Source organism: Cellulosilyticum sp. ST5 (assembly GCF_046529625.1).
Taxonomy (GTDB): Bacteria; Bacillota; Clostridia; order Lachnospirales; family Cellulosilyticaceae; genus Cellulosilyticum; species Cellulosilyticum lentocellum.
Map to the genome: position 1 here is coordinate 2,049,538 of NZ_CP132338.1, position 24,441 is coordinate 2,073,978.

At 34.5% G+C, this 24,441-nt stretch carries 24 protein-coding genes; 3 read left to right on the top strand and 21 right to left on the bottom strand.

The window, feature by feature from the left end:
- Nucleotides 1-99 precede the first annotated feature (99 nt).
- The 3 genes from QTL86_RS09955 to QTL86_RS09965 all read right to left on the bottom strand — a co-directional run bounded on the left by QTL86_RS09955 (nt 100) and on the right by QTL86_RS09965 (nt 3,784).
- Nucleotides 100-639, bottom strand: a complete 540-nt coding sequence (locus QTL86_RS09955) for a cysteine hydrolase family protein (protein WP_410497111.1) — start codon at nt 637-639, stop codon at nt 100-102.
- Nucleotides 640-952: 313 nt separating this feature from the next.
- Entirely contained in the window at nt 953-1,927 is a 975-nt protein-coding gene (locus tag QTL86_RS09960) for an aldo/keto reductase (protein ID WP_127066209.1), read from the bottom strand.
- 156 nt (nt 1,928-2,083) lie between these two features.
- The gene (locus tag QTL86_RS09965; protein ID WP_410497112.1) at nt 2,084-3,784 is read right to left on the bottom strand and encodes a family 10 glycosylhydrolase; all 1,701 of its coding nucleotides are present in this window, start codon (nt 3,782-3,784) and stop codon (nt 2,084-2,086) included.
- Between the two features lie 228 nt (nt 3,785-4,012).
- On the opposite strand from QTL86_RS09965, the gene QTL86_RS09970 reads away from it, so the two are divergent.
- Both QTL86_RS09970 and QTL86_RS09975 read left to right on the top strand, forming a co-directional pair.
- A complete protein-coding gene (locus QTL86_RS09970) occupies nt 4,013-4,702 on the top strand; it encodes a transglycosylase domain-containing protein (RefSeq protein WP_127066207.1) in 690 nt (229 codons plus the stop codon).
- 142 nt (nt 4,703-4,844) lie between these two features.
- Nucleotides 4,845-5,282 carry a MarR family winged helix-turn-helix transcriptional regulator gene (locus QTL86_RS09975; protein WP_410497113.1) on the top strand — a complete coding sequence of 146 codons (438 nt, stop codon included), beginning with the start codon at nt 4,845-4,847 and terminating at the stop codon, nt 5,280-5,282.
- 56 nt (nt 5,283-5,338) lie between these two features.
- Here the strand turns inward: QTL86_RS09975 and QTL86_RS09980 are convergent, their stop codons facing one another.
- The 3 genes from QTL86_RS09980 to QTL86_RS09990 are packed head-to-tail and all read right to left on the bottom strand — an operon-like array spanning nt 5,339 to nt 6,989.
- Nucleotides 5,339-5,746 carry a hypothetical protein gene (locus QTL86_RS09980; RefSeq protein ID WP_410497114.1) on the bottom strand — a complete coding sequence of 136 codons (408 nt, stop codon included), beginning with the start codon at nt 5,744-5,746 and terminating at the stop codon, nt 5,339-5,341.
- 32 nt (nt 5,747-5,778) lie between these two features.
- Nucleotides 5,779-5,958, bottom strand: a complete 180-nt coding sequence (locus QTL86_RS09985; protein ID WP_013656558.1) for a hypothetical protein — start codon at nt 5,956-5,958, stop codon at nt 5,779-5,781.
- Nucleotides 5,959-5,987: 29 nt separating this feature from the next.
- Entirely contained in the window at nt 5,988-6,989 is a 1,002-nt protein-coding gene (locus QTL86_RS09990) for an SPFH domain-containing protein (protein ID WP_127066204.1), read from the bottom strand.
- A gap of 238 nt (nt 6,990-7,227) precedes the next feature.
- Here QTL86_RS09990 and QTL86_RS09995 point away from each other — a divergent pair, with 238 nt between their 5' ends.
- Nucleotides 7,228-8,502, top strand: coding sequence for a serine dehydratase subunit alpha family protein (locus QTL86_RS09995; protein ID WP_127066203.1), 1,275 nt, complete (start codon nt 7,228-7,230; stop codon nt 8,500-8,502).
- 97 nt (nt 8,503-8,599) lie between these two features.
- Here QTL86_RS09995 and QTL86_RS10000 read toward each other — a convergent pair whose 3' ends face one another.
- The 15 genes from QTL86_RS10000 to QTL86_RS10070 all read right to left on the bottom strand — a co-directional run bounded on the left by QTL86_RS10000 (nt 8,600) and on the right by QTL86_RS10070 (nt 24,417).
- The gene (locus tag QTL86_RS10000; RefSeq protein WP_127066202.1) at nt 8,600-8,917 is read right to left on the bottom strand and encodes a DUF1540 domain-containing protein; all 318 of its coding nucleotides are present in this window, start codon (nt 8,915-8,917) and stop codon (nt 8,600-8,602) included.
- A gap of 95 nt (nt 8,918-9,012) precedes the next feature.
- Nucleotides 9,013-10,365, bottom strand: a complete 1,353-nt coding sequence (locus QTL86_RS10005) for an MATE family efflux transporter (RefSeq protein WP_410497116.1) — start codon at nt 10,363-10,365, stop codon at nt 9,013-9,015.
- Between the two features lie 47 nt (nt 10,366-10,412).
- Nucleotides 10,413-10,964, bottom strand: coding sequence for a TetR/AcrR family transcriptional regulator (locus QTL86_RS10010; protein WP_127066200.1), 552 nt, complete (start codon nt 10,962-10,964; stop codon nt 10,413-10,415).
- Between the two features lie 130 nt (nt 10,965-11,094).
- Entirely contained in the window at nt 11,095-12,813 is a 1,719-nt protein-coding gene (locus QTL86_RS10015) for a methyl-accepting chemotaxis protein (protein WP_127066199.1), read from the bottom strand.
- A 163-nt stretch (nt 12,814-12,976) separates the two neighbouring features.
- Entirely contained in the window at nt 12,977-13,315 is a 339-nt protein-coding gene (locus QTL86_RS10020) for a P-II family nitrogen regulator (RefSeq protein ID WP_041712938.1), read from the bottom strand.
- Between the two features lie 43 nt (nt 13,316-13,358).
- The gene (locus QTL86_RS10025) at nt 13,359-14,615 is read right to left on the bottom strand and encodes an ammonium transporter (RefSeq protein ID WP_127066198.1); all 1,257 of its coding nucleotides are present in this window, start codon (nt 14,613-14,615) and stop codon (nt 13,359-13,361) included.
- A 995-nt stretch (nt 14,616-15,610) separates the two neighbouring features.
- A complete protein-coding gene (locus tag QTL86_RS10030) occupies nt 15,611-15,844 on the bottom strand; it encodes a hypothetical protein (RefSeq protein WP_127066197.1) in 234 nt (77 codons plus the stop codon).
- Between the two features lie 71 nt (nt 15,845-15,915).
- The gene (locus tag QTL86_RS10035; protein ID WP_410497117.1) at nt 15,916-16,344 is read right to left on the bottom strand and encodes a DUF1893 domain-containing protein; all 429 of its coding nucleotides are present in this window, start codon (nt 16,342-16,344) and stop codon (nt 15,916-15,918) included.
- Entirely contained in the window at nt 16,310-16,918 is a 609-nt protein-coding gene (locus QTL86_RS10040) for an ECF transporter S component (RefSeq protein WP_243118659.1), read from the bottom strand. The genes QTL86_RS10035 and QTL86_RS10040 overlap by 35 nt, the downstream gene beginning before the upstream one ends.
- Nucleotides 16,919-16,922: 4 nt before the next feature.
- A complete protein-coding gene (locus QTL86_RS10045; RefSeq protein WP_127068036.1) occupies nt 16,923-18,053 on the bottom strand; it encodes an aldo/keto reductase in 1,131 nt (376 codons plus the stop codon).
- Between the two features lie 210 nt (nt 18,054-18,263).
- Complete coding sequence (locus QTL86_RS10050) at nt 18,264-18,407, bottom strand: hypothetical protein (RefSeq protein ID WP_190283569.1); 144 nt, start codon at nt 18,405-18,407, stop codon at nt 18,264-18,266.
- A 219-nt stretch (nt 18,408-18,626) separates the two neighbouring features.
- The gene (locus QTL86_RS10055) at nt 18,627-19,385 is read right to left on the bottom strand and encodes an ABC transporter ATP-binding protein (protein WP_127066195.1); all 759 of its coding nucleotides are present in this window, start codon (nt 19,383-19,385) and stop codon (nt 18,627-18,629) included.
- A gap of 3 nt (nt 19,386-19,388) precedes the next feature.
- The gene (locus QTL86_RS10060; RefSeq protein WP_127066194.1) at nt 19,389-21,707 is read right to left on the bottom strand and encodes an ABC transporter permease; all 2,319 of its coding nucleotides are present in this window, start codon (nt 21,705-21,707) and stop codon (nt 19,389-19,391) included.
- The gene (locus tag QTL86_RS10065) at nt 21,692-22,954 is read right to left on the bottom strand and encodes an MFS transporter (protein WP_410497118.1); all 1,263 of its coding nucleotides are present in this window, start codon (nt 22,952-22,954) and stop codon (nt 21,692-21,694) included. Before QTL86_RS10065 ends, QTL86_RS10060 begins: the two co-directional genes overlap by 16 nt.
- Before the next feature lie 146 nt (nt 22,955-23,100).
- Nucleotides 23,101-24,417, bottom strand: coding sequence for an IS4 family transposase (locus QTL86_RS10070; RefSeq protein ID WP_410496731.1), 1,317 nt, complete (start codon nt 24,415-24,417; stop codon nt 23,101-23,103).
- Nucleotides 24,418-24,441 lie beyond the last annotated feature (24 nt).

Here is a 24,441-nt window from a genome sequence, read left to right on the forward strand (position 1 = left end):
TGCCTCCTTTATCTACTATCCTTATCCTATACACTCATTTGTCATATGCCTCTTCCCTTTTGCTAAAGTAAATGAGTGTAAAACCTTAGATAGCCATTTCTAATTTTCGTTAATAACATTTACCTGACACATCTTCAAGGTTGTTAAAGCACTTGTATGGGTTTCAGATGTTACACCTGCACAGCAGCTAGCATCTACTGTTAGTGGGATTTCTGGACAATAAGCTTTAAGTACTATGGCATTAGAAACAACACAAATATCTGTACACAAACCAACAAGCTCTATCTCTACTGCTTCTTTATCATTAAGTACTTTAATCTGCTCCCCTAAAGCTATGCTACCAAAAGTCAGTTTATCAATCACTGGTGTATGAGCTTCTACCAGCTTCTCAATTGGTTCTGCTAATTCCCAACCCCAGGTAGATTTAATACAATGTTCTACCGGTAATTTATTCCCCTCTTGAGTCGTCAAATAATCTTCGAAGTGAGTGTCCCTTGTGAAGAAAACCATTTCTCCCCTAGCTTTATAGTCTTCTATCTTTTTGACAACGCGTGGCACTATAACCTCAGCTTCTTTGGTTCCTAGGCTTCCTGTAATAAAATCATTTTGCATATCGACTACTATAAGCACTTTTTTCATACTATCATCCTCCTTTTAATCATCATGCTTTAAACTTTATTTTAGTGTTAAATACAACCACTTTCAACTTAGTAACTTTTTGTTACTAACTATTTATATGCCTATTATATTCAGTCAAAACTAATTTGTCAATTAATTTAATAAATTTCCTCGTTAAGAATCAAGTCTTTAACTAAGCAAGATAGCAGACACACTAGTTAGCTCCTATGATCTATGAAATGTAAAATGAAATCTTTTCTAAATAGCAAAAAGGAATGTCGCTCATCTCACAACATCCCTTTTGTTTTTATGAATCTCTTAGTATATCTCTACTTTATAAACAAATAGAATCTCTCATAAATGCCACATCCTCAGTCTCAAGTGTAATATTACCTGCTAAAGCATTTTCTTCTATTTGTTCTAATTTTCTAGCACCACACAATACGTTCATATTATTGCTTTGTGCTGCCACCCAGGCAATAGCTAAATTTCCAAGCGTACAACCATATTTATCACAAAGTGGTACCCAAGAATCCACACCATCTACAATCTTACTTAAATTCTCTTGCTTGTACCACTTCTTACCGTCTCTTGAGCTACCTAACTCTGGTACATAATCCTTACGAATCTTTCCTGTTAACAAACCTTGTTCAAGTGGTGAATAAGCTTGAAAAGTAACACCATACTTTTCGGCAGCTGGTAAAATTTCTTTTTCAATACGTCTATCAATTAAGCTATACTTTTCTTGAATAATATCTAGCTCACCGTATCTTATATACTCTTCAATATGCCAAGCAGACATATTAGACCCACCAATAGCTCTAATTTTACCTGCTTTTTTAAGTGCCATTAAGGCTTCCATTGTTTCCTCTATAGGCACAATGAAAGGCTCTACACTTTGCCAGTGAGTAAATAAGATATCTATATAATCAGTACCTAAGCGCTTTAAGCTTTGATCTACAGAGTCAATAATAGCTTGTTTTGTTAAGTTTTTATAGACATCAAAACCATCTCTGGAGAAATAATAGCTTCCTACAGTTCGGTCGAACATTAAACCACATTTTGTTGATAAAACCACTTGGTTACGTACAGGCTTAATCGCCTTTCCTACTACTTCTTCACTATGACCAAATCCATATACTGGTGCTGTATCTACAAGGTTAATTCCTTTATCTACTGCCGTGCGAATGGTTTTTATAGATTCATTATCATCATTAGTTCCCCACCAAGAACCACCACCTATAGCCCAGGTTCCTAAAGCTATTTTAGATACTTCTAAATCAGAATGTCCTATCTTCATCGTTTGCATTTTGTCTCTCCTTTTAGTATCTATTATTTTACTATCATCTTATATAATATCAAATAAATAATCAATAGTTTATAAATAACAAAAAAGATTAACAAAAAGGAAGAATACAGGCTTGTATGCCTCATATTCTTCCTTTTCTACTATTTACTAACGTCTCTAACTAATATAAGTCTTCACACACCAACCAATGGTGCCATCTGCTAATTTCACCTTATACCAATCTCCTAATACAGATGATATCGTAACCTTTGTTCCTTTAGCTAACTTAGCTACGATAGGTCTATCTGTTCTAGCTCCTGCTCTAATATTAAGGCTCGTCGCATTAACTGTACCTTGTTTTGGGAAACTGCTAGTATTTGTTGTACTACCAGCTGTATTGCCATTATTGGTTGTACTTTGACTGGCATCTACCTTGATATACGCTGCACTTGCCCAACCCACTGTGCCGTTAGACAACTTTACTTTATACCAATCCCCTAAAATACTTAGGATAGTAACCTTAGTTCCACTACTTACTTTTGCAACAACTGGTCTATCTGTTCTAGCACCAGATCTAATATTTAAAGTTGTTGCAGATACAACACCTGTTTTTCCCACAGCATTAGGATTTACATTGCTGCTAGAAGAACCTGAACCCGTACCATTTTCAGTATTACTATTACCATTGTTACTACTGTTTCCTCCAGAACCCGTATTTCCTGTACCTGTCACTGGGTTTGCTTTGTAATAATTGCTAATTTTATCTTTGCTTCCCATACGATTACTCAAAAGATCTCTCAAACTAAAGTAAATACTGCCCTCAACTTGGGTATACTTTTCATTGACAGCTAATTGCGTATCAATTTGAGTTGCCACTACATCACGATAAATACCTTGTCCAATATATAGCTTAGTAGAAGTACCTACTACTTGATTAGACCACCATTTCACTAAAGTTTCATAATCTGCTTTAGCATGACCTGTTTCCCAATAGATTTGAGGTGTAATGTAATCTAGCCAACCATTTTGAATCCAGGTTCTTGCATCAGCGTATACCGAATAATACGCTTCATTACCTGATGTTGCTGAGCCTAAAGGATCAGAAGTATTATTCTTCCAAATACCTGCTGGGCTAATACCAAAACTGATATTCTTTCCTGAAGAACGATTAATCGCTTTAATAGCATAGCTTACACGAGATACCATATCATTAACTGCTTGGCGTCTATTATTAGCTACGGTGCCATCTTTGCTTTCACCTGCTGGAAGTGGATAAGAAGAGGGGTAAAAATAATCATCAAAATGAATCCCATCTACATTATAGTTTGTAGCAATTTCTTTAACTGTATCTACAATATGTACTTTAACTTCTTCTAACTCCGGATTATAGTAGAGTGCATTATTATAACTAAATAACCAAGAAGGATTTAAGCGAGCTGGATGATTAATTGCTAAAGCATTAACATCTGTGCCACTGGTTGTTACACGATAAGGATTTAACCATGCATGAAGTTCCATTCCTCTTTTATGTGCTTCTTCTACCATAAAAGCTAATGGGTCATAGCCTGGATCTTGCCCTTGCGTGCCTGTTAATACGTCTGACCAGGGATTAATATGAGACTTATATAAGGCATCAGCTTTTGGCCTTACTTGTACAAAAACAGCATTAATACCTATGGCTTTTAACTGATCTAATTTTGTGGTGAACTCATCTTTTTGAGCACTTATATTATTTTTAGTGCTTGGATAATCTAAATTATAAACTGTCGATATCCAAACCCCTCTTAATTGTTTACTTTGTGTTTGTGCTAGTGCATTCACACTAAACATACTCACTATGAGCATAAACACAGTGAATACTGAGACTACTTTTTTCACTTTCTTTCCTCCTTTGGCGATATTCTAGCTTTTTTTAGGTTTTTCTTCTTTAAATTATAAAGGGACTCCCACAATTTGTAAATGTTTGTCATCTATTTGTTATGTAGTTATGATGTTTAGCTTCTAAATGTTACAAAACTGAAAGAAAACTGTCACCAAAATCCTATAGTTTAGCTGTTCATTTAGCTTTATAATAAATCTATAAATAAAAGAAAGGAGCTTATTACTATGAAATATATTAAAAATCTATTTAAAGGTATGCTCATTCTTCTACTTGTATTAACTATTAGTGGCATAGGCTATGGTTACTCTGCTTATCATCGCACTATTAATGCCTATCCCATAAAAGAAACAATCGTAGCACTTCAAAATAGTGAGAACTATACACACTTTGATGAAATTAGCCCTACTTTTCTTGATGCCATCGTGGCCATTGAGGACCATCGTTTTTATAAGCATGGTGCTGTAGACCTTATTAGTCTTGGCCGTGCACTCATTACTAATGTAGTCTGTGGTAACATTGAGCAAGGCGGCAGTACCATCACTCAGCAACTAGCCAAAAATCTCTTTTTAGATAAAACACAAACTTTAGAACGTAAGCTCAAGGAAATGTTTATCGCTTATGAATTAGAGAATCTTTATAGTAAAGAAGAAATTCTCGAACTTTATGTCAATGCCATTTATTATGGAGATGGCAATACAGGTATTACTATGGCTAGTCAAAATTACTTTAATAAAACACCTAAAGAGCTTACTTTCGATGAAGCCACTTTATTAGCAGGACTTCCTCAAGCGCCTTCAGCTTATGCACTTAGTAACCATTATGATGCTGCATTAAAAAGACAATCACAAGTTATTACTGCACTTGTTGCCTTTTCTGATGATTATAATCATCTTACTGATGCCAATATGCCTTAACACCCAAAAATGTTCACCTATATTTGGACAATTTATGGGTATTTTTTTGTAAATAATTATGGCATTTAATGCAATTGACTATTTATACTAAATATTCTAATATATTATTATGTTTAATTTTTAATATTTAAGGAGTTTTAATGTGATATCTCAAAATCTCGAAGCCATAACAAGCTACTTATGGCGTCAATCCTCAGAACGTATTAATCATCTTTTGGCAACTGAAACCGGCTTCAATATTAGTGACTACTATTATCTTCTAGCTATTCATAACATGAAGCATCCCAATTTTGGAGATGTGGCAGACGCTTTATCTCTCACTAAACCAGCTATTTCTGCACTTATAAAAAGACTTCAAAAGCACCAGCTTATCGAAAAGGTTCAATCAGCAGAAGATAAACGTGTGTACTATCTTCAATTAACCACAAAGGGAAAAGAAATCGTAGAGGGCGATTACCAAATTTATTCCCATATTGAATCACTTATTTCGTCTAGTGTTAGTTCAGACCAACTTCAAGCACTAGATTGTTTATTAGAGGTCGTTATTTCTTTAATTCGTACTTCCCAAGAGCAAAACTAGACCCACTAAAAGGGCTAAGTCTATTCATGTTACTGCAATAGACTTAGCCCTTTTGCTTAATCTGCCTTTAATATTTCTTCTATATAAGCTCTATTCTTCTCAAGCAGGGGGGATTTAGCTATTAAAATATAAATATCTTTAATTTCTCTAATCCACTTATGGATATGCGCTTCTGTCTGCCTATAACTTGCTAATCGATATTTAATATCTGTCTCAGCCTTTATGCTCCATTCAGTTTTACCCTCCTTGGCTATTTGCTGATTTATAAAAGCAAATAACTGTTCTTTTAAGGCTTCTAAATTCAAATGAAGCTCTACATACTCCGGTAGCCTTACTTCTTCTCTTTTATGATTAATGGTATATTCATCACTCCAAAGTTCTAGTTGCCCTATGAGTTCTTCAAGTTTCCTCACATCTCCTTCAAATTCCTCATATTCTGCTTGTATGATGTCATTTTCCCTCATGCTTTTCTCCTTAATTACCTATGATTTTCTATTTATTCTTCTTTTGTAGCACTTTTCTTACGCTTTTTTACACACTCGGTAAGTAAATATTCTATTTGTCCATTAATCGAGCGAAAGTCATCTTCTGCCCAAGCTGCTAGCTCATTCCAAAGACCTGGTGACAATCTCAGTAGAACCTGTTTTTTTTCTTTTTCTTTCGCTTTGCTGTCCATATCCTCTAGGTCCTTTCTATATATGATTTCTAATAGATCGTACCACTATTAACGATTGGCTGTGCATCTTTATTCCCACAAAGTACCACAAGTAAATTACTTACCATAGCAGCCTTACGTTCTTCGTCTAGCTCTACCACACTATTCTCATTAAGTTGTTTAAGCGCCATCTCTACCATGCCTACCGCACCTTCAACAATTTTTTGTCTTGCTGCAATAATTGCTACTGCTTGCTGTCTTTGAAGCATAGCTGAAGCAATTTCTGGTGCGTAAGATAAATGAGTGATGCGTACTTCTAAAATCTCAATACCTGCAATATTAACTTTTTCTTGAAGCTCTTTTTTCATAATGTCAGCTACTTCTTGACTACTGCCACGCAAAGATTTTTCATCACTACCTTCTGTTTCTGCGCCATCATAAGGATAGCATCTTGCTACATTACGAATCACAGAATCACATTGAGTAGAAATATAATTTTTGTAATTGTCTACGTTAAAAACAGCCTGTGCTGAATTTCTAACCTGCCAAATAACAATTGCACCTATTTCAATAGGATTTCCTAATTCATCATTTACTTTTTGCTTTTTATTTTCTAATGTAGTCGCTTTAAGAGATACTTTTTTACTCCCCGTTTCAATCCCTTGAATATTAATATCATTAGCTCCTTGAGCTGTAGCTACTTGAACCCCTGATTTAACAGTTGGATTAATACTTGTGCAGAATGGATTTACCCAATAAAATCCTTCTTTTTTTAATGTACCCTGATACTGTCCAAATAATGTAAGTACTAATGCTTCATTAGGATTGATTACCTTAAGTCCTGCAAATAGAAAGAAGGTTGAAATAAAGCCAATACCTGCTACAATGCAAATAGTAACTGTTAATGCTACAGAAACTTTCGCAAGAAAGCCTATACTTAATGGAAATGCAGCTATGCAGATGACCATTAATAATAAAGTTCCCAATAACATTCCCATCCCACTTTTGGTTTTCATTTCTTTTTCATCATATATTTTCTTCTTATCCTCCATCACATTCACTCCTCAGCTTTTTATACTTTTGATATCATTCTAATATCATATTAATATGATATCATTTTCTATTACCAAGTCAATGTACTTTATAAAAATTTAATAAATAACCCAAATTCAATTTTATCTGATATTCAAACTTCCAAATTTAATTTTTTGAATCTGGTTTTTCTTTATGCTACAATTAGTCTATAGATATGTTTAAACATTATTGATTACTAGAAATGAGGGCCAATCGATGCAGACCACACATCATTATCAAGATTTTTTAGCCATACTAAAAGAAGAATTAGTCCCAGCAATGGGATGTACAGAACCTATTGCCCTAGCTTTTGCTGCTGCTAAAGCTAGAGAAGTATTAGGTGATTTTCCTGACCATGTAATTGCCAAATGTAGTGGTAACATTATTAAGAACGTTAAATGCGTTACTATTCCTAATACAGACGATTTAGTAGGTATAGAAGCCAGTGTTGTTATGGGTATTGTGGCTGGTGACGCTTCAAAAGAAATGGAAGTTTTATCATCTGCTACACCCAAGCAACTTACTAAGGTAAAGCAACTCTTATCAGAAGACTTTTGTAAAGTAGAGCTTTTAGAAAGTCCATTACAACTCCATATCCAACTGGAAGTCTTTAAAGATGATCAGCAAGTGATGCTAGAAATTAAACATAGTCATATCCATATCACTCAGATTATAAAAAACGGAGAACTTCTTTATAGCGGTGAAGATTCTGATGATAAATATTTAGGAACTTTTACGGACCGTAGCATTTTAAGCTTAAAAGCTATTAAAACTTTTGCAGATACAGTTAACCTAGAAGATGTTGCGCCTCTTATGGATTTACAAATAGCTTATAATATGGCGATTGCTAAGGAAGGGTTAAAAGGCTATTACGGTCTAGGCATTGGCAAAGTCATTTTAGAGTCTTATTCTAGAGGTATTGTAACAGACATAAAAGCTTATACTTCTGCTGCTTCTGAAGCACGTATGAGCGGCTGTGTCCTTCCTGTTATTATTAATTCAGGTAGCGGTAATCAAGGCTTAACCTCTTCTATTCCAGTTGTAGTGTATGCAAAGGAAAAGGGCATCTCTAAGGAAAAGCTTTATCGTGCTCTAGTCTTTTCTAACCTTCTAACCATTCATCAAAAGACGTTTATTGGTAGATTATCTGCTTTTTGTGGTGCTGTTTCAGCTTCCTGTGCAAGTGGCGCTGCCATCACTTATCTAGAGCGTGGCAGTATGGAACAAATTCAAAAAACCATAGTAAATACCTTAGCTAATATCTCTGGTATTATTTGTGATGGTGCTAAAGCCTCTTGTGCCTCTAAGATTGCCTCTAGTTTAGATGCTGCTATGATGGCTCATTATTTAGCCATGCAAAATAAGGCTTATGCACCTTTTACAGGTATTGTTCAAGATGGTATTGAAGAAACCATTAGCTGTGTAGGTTATATTGGTAAAGAAGGAATGAAACAAACTGATTTAGAAATCTTAAAAATTATGATTAGCTAATCATCTCTTTAAACACCTTGTCTTATAATAAATAGCTATTTTAATAAACAGAAAAAGAAGTTATCCTTTGATTTTAAAGGATAACTTCTTTTTCTGTTTATCTACTAATAAAAGCCTCACATAAAGTATCTTCACAAGCACAACAGGCTGTACTTGTACTACTAATAGGCACATATTCCGCTCTGCATTTCTCGTTAGCATTGTAAACACATTGAGTTGCACTACATTTAATCTGAACCACTTCTTCTGGTTCTTTTGCACAATTGCTAGCTACATATTCGCCTTCATTAAAACTTTCACAACAAGTTGCTTCTTTATTAGTTGCACCTTCTTTTCCTACATGAATATAATCTAACGAACAATAATTGCATTCATTATAAGAGCAATTCTTAACATCACATTTTAAAGTTGGCATCTGTATTCTCCTTTTAAATAGAAATCCTTCTATACTATTTTGGAGACTTTTTGCCGTATTTATTCTTATTTTTATGAACACAAATCATTTTAAATTTATATTTTTTTCGTTCTTACTAATAGCATAGCAATTATTACTGTAATCAGCTCTGTAATAGGCATTACTAACCAAATTCCTGTAACCCCTAACCATATTGGTAATATAAATACTAAAATCACACAAATAACAATTCCTCTTAAAAGGCAAATAATCAAAGATATCTTAGGTCTTAAGACAGATTGAAAATAGGTACTATAAAAGATATTTAAGCTCATCATTAAGAAGGCCACAAAATAAAGTCTTATAGCATCTCTGGCTAAAGTCAAAATTTCTGAGGTTGGATTAACAAATAACGTAACTGTTATATCTGGGTACAATGCCCCTAATAAAAAGATGACTAGTCCAATAACAAAAGCTGTTATAGCCCCTAATCTTCTTACATTTGCCACACGTTCTAACTGCCTAGCACCATAGTTAGTAGCCATAATAGGCTGTGCTCCCTGTGATACCCCATTAAACAGTGACATGGCTACAATAGCACTATTAGCAATAATACTATATACAACCACACCTACTTCTCCTATATATTTAAGAAGCTGTAGGTTGAAAAGCAGTACGACAATACCACTGGCAATTTCTATTAAAAAGCTTGGTAAACCACTATGGAGAATTCTCCTCATAATCTCCCAGTTCCACTTTTCTTTCATAAGCTTCATTTTATTATGATGTGATAAAAAGTGAGTCAGCAAAATACCAACTGAAAGTGTAGACCCTAAAACAGTTGCTATAGCGCCTCCTGCCATGCCCATATTGAAATCAAAAATAAAAATATAATCTAGTATAATATTGGTTACACCACCTGTAATAACAGCTACCATTGCTGTTTTCGGTGCACCGTCATTTCTTACAAAAGCTTGTAATAAACTAGAAAATACAAATATCGGGCAAAAGTTCACTAAATACTTACCATAACTTGTAAATAGTATTATATTTTCTTTCGTACAGCCTAAGGCATAACCTAAAGGTTCTAAAAAAATACTCCCGATCACCATATAAAGAATGGCTATCACACTACTTGCTATAACCGAATGTGTAAAATACCTGTTTGCTAATTTTCTATCACCACTCCCATTAGCTACCGACATGAGAACTGCGCCACCTACACCTAATAGTAAACCTGTTCCAAAAAACAAGTTAAACACAGGTAAAATTAAATTAAGAGCAGCTATACCTCTAGGGCCAACACCTTTTCCAATCATAATGGTATCTGCTAGTACATAAATAGAAGTGACTAAGGTTGCACTAATAGATGGCAATAAGTATTTAAAAAATAGCTTTCGTGTATCTTCATGAAGTAAATCCATAAGCCTTATTCCTCCTAATAAAATCAACTCAATTCTTTCGTACATTCGTACGACAAGATTCACTTTATCATACCGCCTAACCTATGTCAATCTTAATCATACAGCATAACAATTACCTTATGAACTACTAAAGATACCTCTATACTAGTTTCATCCAGTAACAATTGAAGTGCAATACCATCAATAATGGCTAGCAGTAAGCTGGCACTTAATAAGTGCTCCTTATCTTGTGCTTTAATTTCTCCATAAAGATATTCTGCAAATTGTATTCTCCACAAATGATATTTTTCTTTCATTTTTTTTAACATAATTGTATTACCAGAAAAAGCTTCTCCCATCAGATAATAATCCAGTTTCATAAAATACTCACTTGATGTCATTTGCTGAAAAACATTTTCTAATGCTACTTTTTTTTCTTCCAAGGTATTACATTTAAAAGCTTCTTGTAGTAATAAGTCTTGCTTTTCGGTAGTCATCTCAAAAATATCAAATAGTAATTCTTCCTTACTCGGATAATGATAAGTAAAAGTTCCCACACTAATTCCTGCTGCTTTAGCTATGTCACGAACAGAAGTTTCTTTTATTCCTTTTTGCAGAATCAAGTTAAAAGCTGCGTCTATAATTTTCTGCTTTCCTTTTTTCATTCATGTTGCTCCTTTTATTTTAATCCTAGTCCGTCTTATTATATCATTTTACCTATCAATTCATATCATTCATTTATGTTAAAAGACTTCTAGCCATTTTATTTAAAATCAGCTAGAAGTCTTCTTTATACTACTTTACATTATATTTAATCATTTCTTGATTGAGACGTTTCACTATTTCTCTATTAGCTTTTGTTAATTTCTCTGCCATTTTCATATTGCCTTCTAGATACTCTATACTATGAGTAACCGTTGCAATTTCTGAATTATTTTCTTCTGAAGTAGCAGCAATAGTATCTATCGCCTCTTGTACACCTTCAATGGCACTAAATAAACTATTTGTTTTGACCTCCAAGTCACACATACTTTTTTCAATGCTCTCCATATTTTTGGTATAGAACTTGCTTGTATTTGCAAATTCATTATACTCTTCTAATATATGATGATTAATAAAAGCAAGCATTTGTTTAGCCATTTCTGCTAAATCTTCCGTAATCATAATAATATGCTCACTGACTACCTGTATCTCTGTAGCCGCATTTTTAGAATAAGCGGCTAACTGACTGATCTCTCCTGCAACTATTGCAAAACCTTTACCAGCTTCTCCGGCCCTTGCAGCTTCAATACTAGCATTTAGTGCCAGCAAATTAGTCTGCGCAGATATCCCCAGTATATTATTGGTTAGAACTTTTATTTCCTCAATTTCTTTAGCTTGTTCTAGTTTTTTTACAAGAACTTCGTTAATGTGTGTAGAAGTCTTTTCTGCCAATAACTTTGAATCTGTTATCTTTTGATTTAAGTCTTCTGTTTTCTGATAAACACTTTTAATTAATGCAGTATTTTCCTCTGTTAAAGATACTAAACCTTCTGTGGTAGAACGTACATTACCTGTGGATACCTGCACTTTCTCTAAAGAACTTGCCAGGCCTTCTGTAGCACGATTCATTTCATTCATCATCATAGCAATACGAGCTACTTCATCACTAGATTGAACCATAGCCTGTGTCATTCGCTGTGTACTGCTATCTAGCTGCGTGGAAGAGTCTATTACCTCTGTTATGGTGAGTTTAGTTTTATCTAACATAGCATTTAAACTGTCTGCTATTACTTCAAACTCATCTCCCGTATGAATATCTACAGTTTTTGTTAAATCACCATCGCTAAATACCACATCACAAATCTTATTATTAACTATTCTTAAATTCTTTCCTATTTGACGTACAATCAGTAAAGCAACTCCAATGGAAAGTAAAATACAAATAACTGATCCTATTAATATATATTTAATAAGATTTTGTAATTCACTACGGATAGTAGCAATTTCACAATCAACACCTACTATTCCAACTACTGCTTGTTGACTATTATAAATAGGTGCATATGCTGTGAAATAAGTCCCCCACTTATCACTCGTTATCTCTTGGTCTACCGTTACATGACCTTCTAAGGCTTCAAGTAGTTCTGGATAAGCTTCATAAGCATCACCGATTAATGCTTTCGTGTCTGCATCATCTGCATCCACTACAAATTGAACATAGGTTCCATCTAAAGGCTTCATGGTATAAATATAGGTTATCTTTTTATCTTCCAAAAAATCTCTTAAACAAGTTAAGATTTCTATGTAAGCCTCTGAATCTTCTTCCCCTATTTGAATACCATCATGAATATCCCCATCAATTTGCTTAGCAATCACTTTAGCGATTTCCATCATGTGAGACTTATTGGTCCCGATTAAATAATTAGACATAGTCTTATAAGAAATCATGCTTATCATTAAAATAGTAATCATACACAAGACAATTATGGCGATTAAAAGTTTTTTTTCAACGCCTATTTTTCTTGTCTTCACCTCTTACCAGCTCCTTTATTTACCATTCTCATTTATCAATATAATTATTATATCAAATTCAATAAAATTTTAATACTCTAAAAATTCGTATACAAAAAGAGTATTACCCAACCTTGATTTAGCTAGGTAATACTCTTTTTCGGTTCATTAATAATGTTTCTATCTATAGTGCTTTATCACCATGCTCTGCTGTTCTAATACGAATACAATCGACAACATCATATACAAAAATTTTGCCATCTCCAAACTCACCTGATTGTGTAACTGAAATAATAAGTTTAATCATTTCATCTAAACGCTCATCTGGAATAATAAGTTTAACTTCTACCTTAGGTAAGGTATTAACAATAATCTCATTAGCACGAACATGCTCCGTATAACCATATTGATTACCACACCCATAAATCTGATTAATGGTCATTCCTGGAATATTTGCTTTTAATAAAGCCTCTTTAAGTTGCTCTAAATTTTCTGGCCTAATAATGGCTTCAATTTTTTTCATCATCTTTCCCTCTTTTCTCTTTATAATCACTCATGGTGTTGTGTTAATCTAAACCATTATAAGCAGGATAAGCTGCTTCATTATGCTCTGCTAAGTCAAGTCCTACACCCTCAGCTTCCACACTTACACGTAGATCCCCAAAACATTTCATAACCTTTAAGATAATAAAGCTTACTACTACTGCAATAACGATTGTTACGACAATACTAAGAAGTTGTGCTCCAAATAATTTTGTTTCTCCATAAATAAGACCATTCCATTTAATGACATCTGGATTAATAGATTGGTGTGCAAAAATACCTGTTGCAATCCCCCCCCAAATACCACCTATACCATGGCAACCAAATGCATCCAATGCATCATCATAACCAAATTTACCTTTTACCTTTGACATAAAGAAGAAGCAAAGTGGACTTACTACAAGACCTATAATAATAGAAGCCCAAATAGGAACAAAGCCTGCACCTGGTGTAATGGCTACAAGTCCTATAACACCACCTGTTGCTGCACCTAATACCGTTACCTTTTTATAAACAATCTTCTCAACAATTAACCAAGAAATAAGTGCTGCTGCTGCTGAAGTATTGGTTGTAAGGAAAGCGTGAACCGCTAAAGGACTGGCAGATAAAGCACTACCTGCATTAAACCCAAACCAACCAAACCATAATAAACCTGCGCCTAAAACAACAAAAGGAATATTATGTGGTTTATAGGAAAGCATACCATAACCACGGCGTTTACCTAGAATGATACATGCTACTAAACCTGTTACACCTGAGCTAATGTGTACAACATTACCACCTGCAAAATCAAGTGCACCTAACTCTCTTAAGAAACCACCTGCACCCCAAACCATATGAGCTAATGGGTAATATACTAATAAAGACCATATACCTATAAAAATAACTAATCTAGAAAACTTCATACGTTCTGCCACAGCTCCGCAGATAAGAGCAGGTGTAATAATAGCAAACATCATTTGAAAAGCTGCAAATAAGGTTTCGGGAATCGTTCCTGAATAGTCACCATTGGGCTGCATCCCAACACCGTTAAAGAACAAATGATTAAGACCACCTAAAACACCTGCATGATCTGTTCCAAAAGATAGAGAATAGCCACAAATAATCCACATTAATGAAGCTAAACCACAAATAAAAAAACAAGATAAAAGTGTGTTTAAAGCATTTTTTCTTCTTACCATCCCAGCATAAAAGAAAGCAAGCCCTGGTGTCATTAAAAATACCAGTGCCGAGCAAATCATTATAAATCCTGTATCTCCTGCATTAATTTGTAAATCCATTTTTTCACCCTCCTACAATTTCAATTTTTTGAAACGCAAAAAGGCGACCTCGCATCATCATGATGCAAGATCGCCTTTGACCTTTATCAAGAATCATTCTAACATTCATTTTTTAAATTGCAATATACATTTCAGAATATTTATACGTTCTTAACATTCCTAAAAATATTGTTGAATTGTCTTTTTATTAAGACTTGCATTTTTAAATAAGAGGACTATAATGTAGGTATCAACTTTTAGAGCTGAAATCTTCATCAAAGGAGGTCCTTGTCTATGTCACATAAAAAGTCTATCAACAAACGTTTAGCGGCTAGCAGGGTTTCTACTGATGCAGCTAAAGAAGCTACTTCAAGTAAAACTAGCACACAATCAAAAGCCAAACATTAAAGTATTTTTACAAAATGAAAAGAACACACTGACTATTCTCAGTCAATGTGTTCTTTTCATTCTATGAGTGATAAGCATTCATTCAAAACTTCTTCTGAAATCTCTTCCTGCATCGTAACCTCACCTCTTTTTAATAAAGCTCTGTTTCCTTTATTAAAACAGATCTGTGTTAAGATTGTGAGATGCTCTGTATTAAAATCACGTTAAACTTATCTATAACAATGCTCATCTTAGCTGTAGCTATTTTTGCTCACAAAAATCAATGTTATGGATAAACACTGTCTTCTTTAATTGATTTATTGATCCATTTGGGCTGTAACTTCTTCCTTATCATTTAATTACCTATATACATTAGCCATTGTAATATTCATATACGGAATAAGCCAAAGATACCCGATTCCCAAAGTTAAATTAGCAAGTATCCCCCTGCAAAGTATTTTTACCCCTTCTTTATATGTATTACGTATGTTCTGAAATTATTCCCCTCAATCAATAACAGTATTTTCCATCTATTTTCTTTGCTTCGCTATTAATTCACCGCTACTAAAAGATTGCCTTTGCAAAAAAACAGCTTAGGCGTTCACACTTAAAGCCTAAGCTGTTTTTACTTATTTTATAATACCCTTTGCCCTTAAATACGCACCTAACTTCTTATTTTCTACATGAGTAAAGGTTTCATTATAGTCTTTTGTACTATATTTAATAAGACCACACTCACGTGCACCACGTAAGGCCTCTCTTACCTCTTCACGAGATACCTTGGTGCGCCTTGAGATTTTTTCCATATTCTCACAACCTAAATAAAATGCTTTAAATACTGCCATTGTTTGATTAGTGTCCATTATTTTATCCTTTCAACTTCTGCGCCTCTGGCTTAAGCTCTATTCTATCTTAAATTCGCACAAATGAAAAGCTATTGATTTTTTTTCATCATTGCCATCTTATTTCTAAGAACCTCATAAGCTTCATTGACTTCTTCTATCTCGAGCACACTTGCTTCCATAGGGCACATACCATCGCCTTGTCGATTAATAATATAAGGGACTACTTTTTCATAGGTTACTATAATCTCTGTGTCTTTTAAAGCCCTTAGAGCATGCTCACTTATAATACTTGCATACAAACTATGAATTTGTGCTTTTTTATAAAGCATTGCCGCTGACTTACCTACTACTTTATCAGCTACAATAGCTCCTTTAAAGAACTGTTCATTTTTTTCTAACTGATTTAATATAGGTGAAATTCCCCTCTCTTTTGAAAGATAGCTTTCTTCTCCTATAAGTGCTATACAAGTAGAGTCTGTCTCCCTAAGAAGCTTTTTTGCCCTGTCTAATAATGTCACTTAATACGCCTCCTTTTTTTAAAGCCATAATAAGAACAGGAATACATACTACTTGAATGACTATCCCAGGTATACCTGTTATAATAGCCGTTCCTACCATCCCTATACTTAAACCTTTAACACCAAATAAGTAAATTGCCCCAACTATCATTAAGCCATAAACGATTCTTCCAACCAACATAGCACCTAATAAACTTATGTAAATACCAAATCTTCTTTTATAAAGACCTAATTGTTCAAATAACAGACCACTAATAGCTCCGTATGTAGCTAACTCTCCTATCATAAAAGGTAACCTTGCTATGGCCGGCATGCCTGTTGTCATGGTGCTAATGATGGGTGAAAGCATGCCTATTATTAAACCATAAAGCGGTCCTAATAAGAAACCTGCTATTAATACAGGAATATGCATAGGTAAAAAAACAGCTCCAGAGGCTGGAACACCTGTAAAGTGAAAAGCTTGAGGAACTAGAATCCCCATGGCCAATAGTAATCCTCCTGCTGCTAAACGTTTAACATTCATTTTTGTTCTCCCTTCATTTTGATCACCTTTTCCTTTTCCAGCACCTGCCATCTTTTTAAGGCTTCCACTTAGGATTTTCTAGGTCAATCATCACCTGTTCTAAATCTTTTCTAATGGCAATCTTTTGCGGACAATGCTGCTCGCATTTACCACATTTGATACACGCATCTGCTTTGGCTTTTCCTAAATTTCTCTCCCAATCCCAATTTACAGCCCAATAATTTCGATATATATGATAAGTATTCCACAGCTTAAAGTTAAAAGGAATATCTACCCCAGCTGGACATGGCATACAATAACGGCACCCTGTGCAACCATTTTGTACACGACTTCTTAAAATACCTACTATTTCATTAATTGCTTCTTTCTCTTTCTCTGTCATAGGCTTATAATTACAAAAAGTATTTAAATTATCCGCTACTTGTTCTGGCGTAGACATACCACTTAAAATCACTTTTACATTAGGATGACTTGCTACCCAACGAAGTGCAAAAGAAGAAATACTTGCTGTTTCATCCATAGCTGTAAAACGGGCATTAATATCGTCAGAGAAATTAGCTAGGCTACCACCCTTAATAGGCTCCATAATCACAAGTGGAATCCCAAGCTGCTCAGTTAAGGCATAGCCTTTTTCACCTGCTTGTTCTTCAGTGTCCATATAGTTGAGTTGAATTTGACAAAAGTCCCATTGACGATAAGTAGCAATTTCTTCAAATACTTCATAATCATCATGAAAAGAAAAGCCTAAATACTTGATTTTTCCTTCTCTTTGTAGCTGCTCGCAATATTCAATAATGCCATAATCTAATACTTTTTGCCAAGTTCCTTTATTAAGGGCATGGAGTAAATAAAAATCTATGTACGTTTTGTCTAACCTTTCTAACTGTTCTTCAAACAAGCGTTTTGCGTCTTCTACAGAATTAACTAACCACACAGGAAGCTTTGTCGCCAAATAATAGCTACTGCGTTCATATTCATTGAGGACTCTCCCTACAAAAGGCTCACTTGCACCATTATGATAAGGGTATGCTGTATCAATATAATTAACACCCTTTGCCATAGCTTCTTTAATCATATTCGTTGCTACTAATTCATCAATCTTTCCCTCATTCATTGGAAAGCGCATACAGCCAAATCCTAAAAGAGAAAGATCAATTCCTAGGTTTTTCATCTTTCTTGTTACCATCATAGATTCTGCCCCCTCTACTTACATCATGCTTTTTCTTATTACTTATCTATTGTATCATACAACTTTTAAATAAATACAATTAAGCAAAGTTTTTCTCTTTTAAAAAGCTAATAACCTTATAATCATGTTCATCTTAACTGAAACTACTTTTACCCACAAAAAAAGACAGTGTTATTAGTAAACACTGTCTTTTAAAATTGATTTATACTAATTACTCTTTTCATGTTTCCCATGTACACCTATTTTGTCACCATTAATTCTTCCTCTATCAGCATAGGTGGTAGGATCCATCTTTCTTAACTCGGAATTACTTTTTCCTCTATCTTTTACTCTATTTTTATTATTATCCATACTATGCTCTCCTTTTATTTTGCAGTACCATTTTCCTTAGATGAGCTTATACAAAAAGCTATCTCTTTTTATTATTAGAGAATGAAATGGAGTTTATTTATAATCTATGTTAGTATATTCTTCCATAGACTCCTTTTATATTCAAAAACTATTGAATATAAAGGTCTAATGATACTTTTTATAAAATCTTTCTTTTAATAAAACCATAAGCCCCCAAAATTATATACCGATTGTTTGCATTTCCTGATTAATCTTCTCCATTCTTTTTTCAAGGTCTATAACATGAGCCTTTGGAAGCCTAAGTTCACTTACAATTTTTCCATCTCTCATAAACATAATACGCTCTGCTCTTGCTGCCACCTTGGCATCATGTGTTACTAGCATAATGGCTGTTCCTTGTGCATTGATTTCCTCAAACATCTCCATAATCTCCTCAGCTGCCTTGGAATTTAAAGCTCCTGTAGGTTCATCTCCAAAAATAATTTTAGGATTACTCATAAATGCACGGCATATACCTGCACGTTGAAGCTGTCCACCTGAAACCTGGGTGATTTCTCGCCTCTCTAATGTCTTAATTCCTGCTTTTTCCATTAACCTTCTCGCCCTTTCAAGTATTTTTGCGGAATCTTTTTTATTTCCTTTCATAGCAGGCAGTATAATGTTATCCAATAAATTAAGATTTTTCAAGAAGGTAGGCTGTTGAAAAACAAAGCCCATCTTAGTAAGGCGCATATCCGCCAGTTCATTTTGATTAAGCTTTGATAAATCCCTTTTATCAAAAACAACCTTACCGCTATCAAAGGTGTCCATGTAACTTAGGGCATACATCAGTGTTGATTTACCTGAGCCCGATGGCCCCATTACTGCCACAAATTCTCCTTCATAGATTTGAATGGAAACATCATTTAAAACCGTATGCTTTTCCTCTCCTTCACCAAAAGTTTTTACTATCTTTTCACCGTTCATTATCTTTTCCATAAGCTACTCCTTTATATTCTCAGATATTTTCGTATTTTTCACATCTGATGTCCCTATTATTGTGGCAATAAGTATAGTACCTATCATCATTAACGGACAAAGTAGATACGCTGAAACAGGATCAACTACAAACCTAAAAGAAGTTGCACCAAAGGTAGCAATAACTGCCCCTGCAAGGACTCCTCCTAATGTATTTGCTAAAAGCATTCCAAGTACAATACCTATAATCATTACAATCATTGAACGAGTCATATACTGAGTTTCTATATCCTTACTTGTCAATCCAAAAGCTTTCATCACAGCAGTCTCATAGCGATCTTTTATTACTAGCATTTTCATAAATAAAAGTGTCACAAGTCCTGATATCATCAATGCCACAAGGATAGATACAGATGAAGCTTTTCCTACTGCCTCTATAGTCGATCCCATAGTTTGAGTAATATAATCATCCACACTTGACACCTTTGCGAACCTCAGTTGATTTTTATAATCTAAAATCTTACTTGCTACAATTGAATTATCCGAAAATTCCACGCAGATAATACTCCACATTATATCAGTTGACGTATCCTTAAAAACTGCTTTTGCCGTTTTACCCCCGTTGGTAATGTCCGAATAAATACCACATACATTAAGCTGCTTCTCCTTACCGTCTATTATTAAGGTAATAACCTCCCCAACCTTTTTCCCTAATTCATCTGCCTGAATTGATGAAAGGGCTATTTCCTCTTCTACTATAGGCGCTCTCCCTTTAGCATAATTAATCGGAAATACCGACTGATTACCAAATTCAATTTTTAATCTTTCCTCCGTACCATCCTCTAGCTTCACAGTAAAAGCTTTAGTGGTCAGTACCACATATTTTGAAATAGTACTGTCACTAGCCATTACCTTTACCACTTCATTAACTTTTTCTGAAATATTATCAGTCTGCTGAATATCTATACGCATATCACAGCTACCGGTTCCCATAAAAGTAATAAAGCTTTTAGAAGAAAGCGTATGGTACATATTTTTAGGAACAATCATGATAAAAGCGGAAATCATAATGACTACTAACATAGTTCTATAAAGCTTTTTACGGCTAAGGACATCTTGAATCCCAAGAAAAACATTGGTACTAAGAAATCTATTACTACTCAAGCAAAAATGCTTTGTGCCTTTAGTCTTTTCTTGTGCCATGCCAAAACGGATAGCCTCAGCTGGTGATATTTTTTTAAACCGCCTTAATACACCATTGACATAAACAATTATTGCTAGGGCTACAAGAACAACACTCATTCCTCCAAAAAGTGGTGCTAAATACCCCTTTTGACTTTCTCCCATAGAAAGCCGAATATTTTCAAGTAACGCTCTTCTAAAAAAAAGTGAAAGCACAAATCCCAAAATGCAACCTACTCCCCCAAGGGCAGCATATTTTGCAAGGTAAATTTTTTTAATTTCTGAAATACGTAGTCCTATGGCTTTCATTACTCCTATTTCTTCATAGTCTTCTTCAATTTTTGCAAGTAGTGTAAATCGGATACACATTAATGAAACAGCAACCACTAATACACTTACAAGAAGAATCACTGCAATCATTAATCCATCCGAAAGCGCATTAATCATCTTAAAAAGTGGATAAGTAATTGTAGGGCCATTAGCTTCAAGCTTGGCCATAGTATAAGCCTTTTCAAATTCACCCAGCCTTTCTAAGTCCTTTAAGCGAAACTCTACTAGATACTCTGATTTTCCAACGGCCTTAAGTTCCTTAAAGTCCTCTTCACTAACAAGAAATCTTTTTGAAGAAGCTTGCAAGGAATTCATTTGTGAGTCTCTTAAAAAACCTGCTACTATTAATGCCTTTCCTCCTATGAGGGCCTTATCACCTATCTTTGCTAGACCATCCTTTCTATAACATAGTGGGACATAAAGCTCTCCCTCTTGGGGATGAATCACTTCTCCATTAAGGTCAAGAAGGTAATCAAATGTTTTACTTTGAATGCAGAAACCATTATCTTGAACATTATCTACTAATGAATCTTCCCCAATGATAATATCGCTGCTATCAACATTGAGAAACTCTAAGATTTGAAAAGCCTCCACATTACTGTTTTGATGAGCAAAACTGGTTAATCGCTTAACATTAATCGTTCCTGAATGCATCTGTAAAAAGTGAGGCGTCTTAGCTGTTGTCATTAAGGTTTCTATTGAACCAGAAAGATTCACAATAAGTATTGCCGCAAGTGAAACGAGCATGGCTGCTGCTGCAATAAAAACAATGGTTATTAGTGTAATCAGCTTGCTTTTTAAAAAATCATTTTTAATTATTTTGTAGTACATAAGTCACCTCTTTTTTCAAGGTTCTTGACTGATTTAAGTTGATATAAAATAACTGCCGCTATACTTAATAATAAACCGGCAATAATAATCAGTAGCCCCGTTCCTCTACCACTGCCTATACCAATGATTTTCCCTATACTATTAGCCAGAGGACCCTCTTCTACTAAAAGTGGTGTAAAGACGTAGTCTGCCAGTACTCCCGAAACAGCATAAGCTGCCACAAAACCAAGCTGTGAAATAACACCTATAAGTGCCCATGCTCTTCCTTGAACTGCATTATCCATATTGGTACGTACTAGATAATCTAAACTAGAGTTAGCAAGCGGCATCATAGCAAAAAATAAAAAGCCTGTTATGCTCATTAGCAAAATATTTTCCCGAAACCCAAAACCTGCCATAAAAACTCCCTCTAAAAATAATGCAAGTGAAAGGATTTTTACATAGCCCTTTTTAATAGGAATGATGCCTACAACTATACTTGTTACCAGCATTCCCATAGCAACTACTGTTTGAAGTGTTCCTACCATGGCACTGGTTGTAAAAGCTAGCGCCATGGGCATAGCTAGTGTTTGTATAAAACCCATAAAAAAAGTCATAACTGAAGTCGTGATAACTAAAACGAGAACTCCTCTATTCTTAGAAACAGTAATCCATCCATCTTTCAATTCTTTCTTAAAAGACATGGCACTTTCTGCTTTCTTTGAAATAAGTCCTTTACGTACTACAAGAGTTGAGGTGACCGTTACAAAGAACGTACAAATATCAAGGATGATTAAGAGCTTAATATCTGAAATAGAAAGTAAAAATCCTGCTAAAGCAGGTGATATGAGATATTTTGCATTGCTTGCTATCTGAGCAAGACCACTTGCCCTAGTGTATTCTTCTGCCGTGAGTAAATCGATAATAGTTGCCTTATAAGCAGGTTCTAATAAAGAAGTAAATATCGAGCTAATGGTAACTCCTACACAAATCTGCCAAAGCTGTGTCTTTCCGAAAAGCATACAAAGTAGGATAAACACAAGGCCTATAACAGAAAAGCTATCCCCTATTACCATTAGAAGCCTACGATCATAACGGTCTGCAAATACACCTGCTATTGGAGCTAATAGTAAAGATGGCAAAAAAGCAAGTAAGGTAACAAGTGCCATAGCAGATGCTCTGCCTGTCTGCTGAAATACATACACCCCAAGTCCAAAAGAAGTCAGCCCACTTCCTATGGCTGAAATAAATTCCCCTCCCCAAAGCACAATGTCATTAAGTTAACATTGTGATAGAAACGCATCCCTAGGAAAAGAAGTTGAAGATTTATTTCTTCAGCTTCTTTTTCTATTTCCAGGTACCACAAATAGACAGATTTGCATCTGCCTCAAAATTTATATTCTTTTACAAAGATTTATGCTACTCTATAAAGGAAGCCATGAAAAATCTTAACAATTAAGTTTCGTTCCCTATGCCTATCAGGTCTTATAGGAATGAGATTTTTTGCAATTATGGCTTCTACATCAGGTGATGTTGCTTTTCCATGATAGAATAACCTACACATATGCACTGCAACTGAGAAATTTGCTTTATATGTATGCTTTCTTTGCTTTTTTTCAATGACTACGTGGGAGGTAATCATTTCTGCAAAGTTATACATTATCATATGTGCATAGATTTCTTGTTGGATACACATCACCTTTTTTGAATGAAAATCTAACATTCCAATCGTATATTTCAAATCTCGAAAAGATGTTTCAATCCCCCAACGAGAAGCATACAGTTTTTTTACCTCATCAGGAGGATACTTTTCACTATTTAGATTTGTAACTATTGTTTCATAGGAAGTTTCTGAAATAGGAAATCTCACTATTCGGAAGTGTAATTCATAGAATTTAGCAGGTTCAGATTTCTTGTTTTTAAGTGGTAAATAATCAAACGGTTGGGCTGAAGAAACACTTCGATAATGATTTTTGTCTTTGAAAAGTTCTTTGACTGCATTCGTTTTCTTTCTTGTAAGTTTTAAAGAAATATCAATATCAAAACAGTCTGTTTTGGGTAAATCCAATCCATTCTTTATATCATTAATTCCATCTTTGACACGAATAAGAAAGAACCATCCTTTTTCTTGAATGTGAGCCATGCTGTTGAAAGATTCATAACCTCTATCAGCTATCACGAGTGCTTTAGGAATTTCAGAACGATCAACCATTTCTTGTAGAGCGTTATGTTCATTCTTTTCTTTAGATTTTTGTATTATCACATCATGATAAATAGAATAATTTATATTATACAACGCATTTATATGCAGAAGATTATATGATTTTCTTCCATCTTTTCCAGAATGAAATGAATTTAAATCATCAGGATTGGTAGGAATCTGTACATCAGACCCATCAACAGCAAGTATGGGCATATCTTCATTAAAGTTATCTATAAGTTTACTTGAAAAGCCGTCAAATATCTTCTTAAACGCTTCGGGCTTTATCTTTTTCCTCTGCTGAACAAACGCAGAAGAAGTGGGTGTATCTGCAGATGCACCAAATAGATCTAATAATTCGTTTGTAAGGCTCCCACTTCCCATTCCAATAATTCCAGCTAAAATTTTATTCATGGGCAATTTTCTTTTGCGTAAAAAATCACTACCTGGATTGGTACAATAATCTTGCGGATTGTCAGCTAACTTTTGGATTTCATCTACTAAAAGCTTTTTAATTTGTTTGGGTTTCATATGTGTCCTCCTTGTAACTAAGTT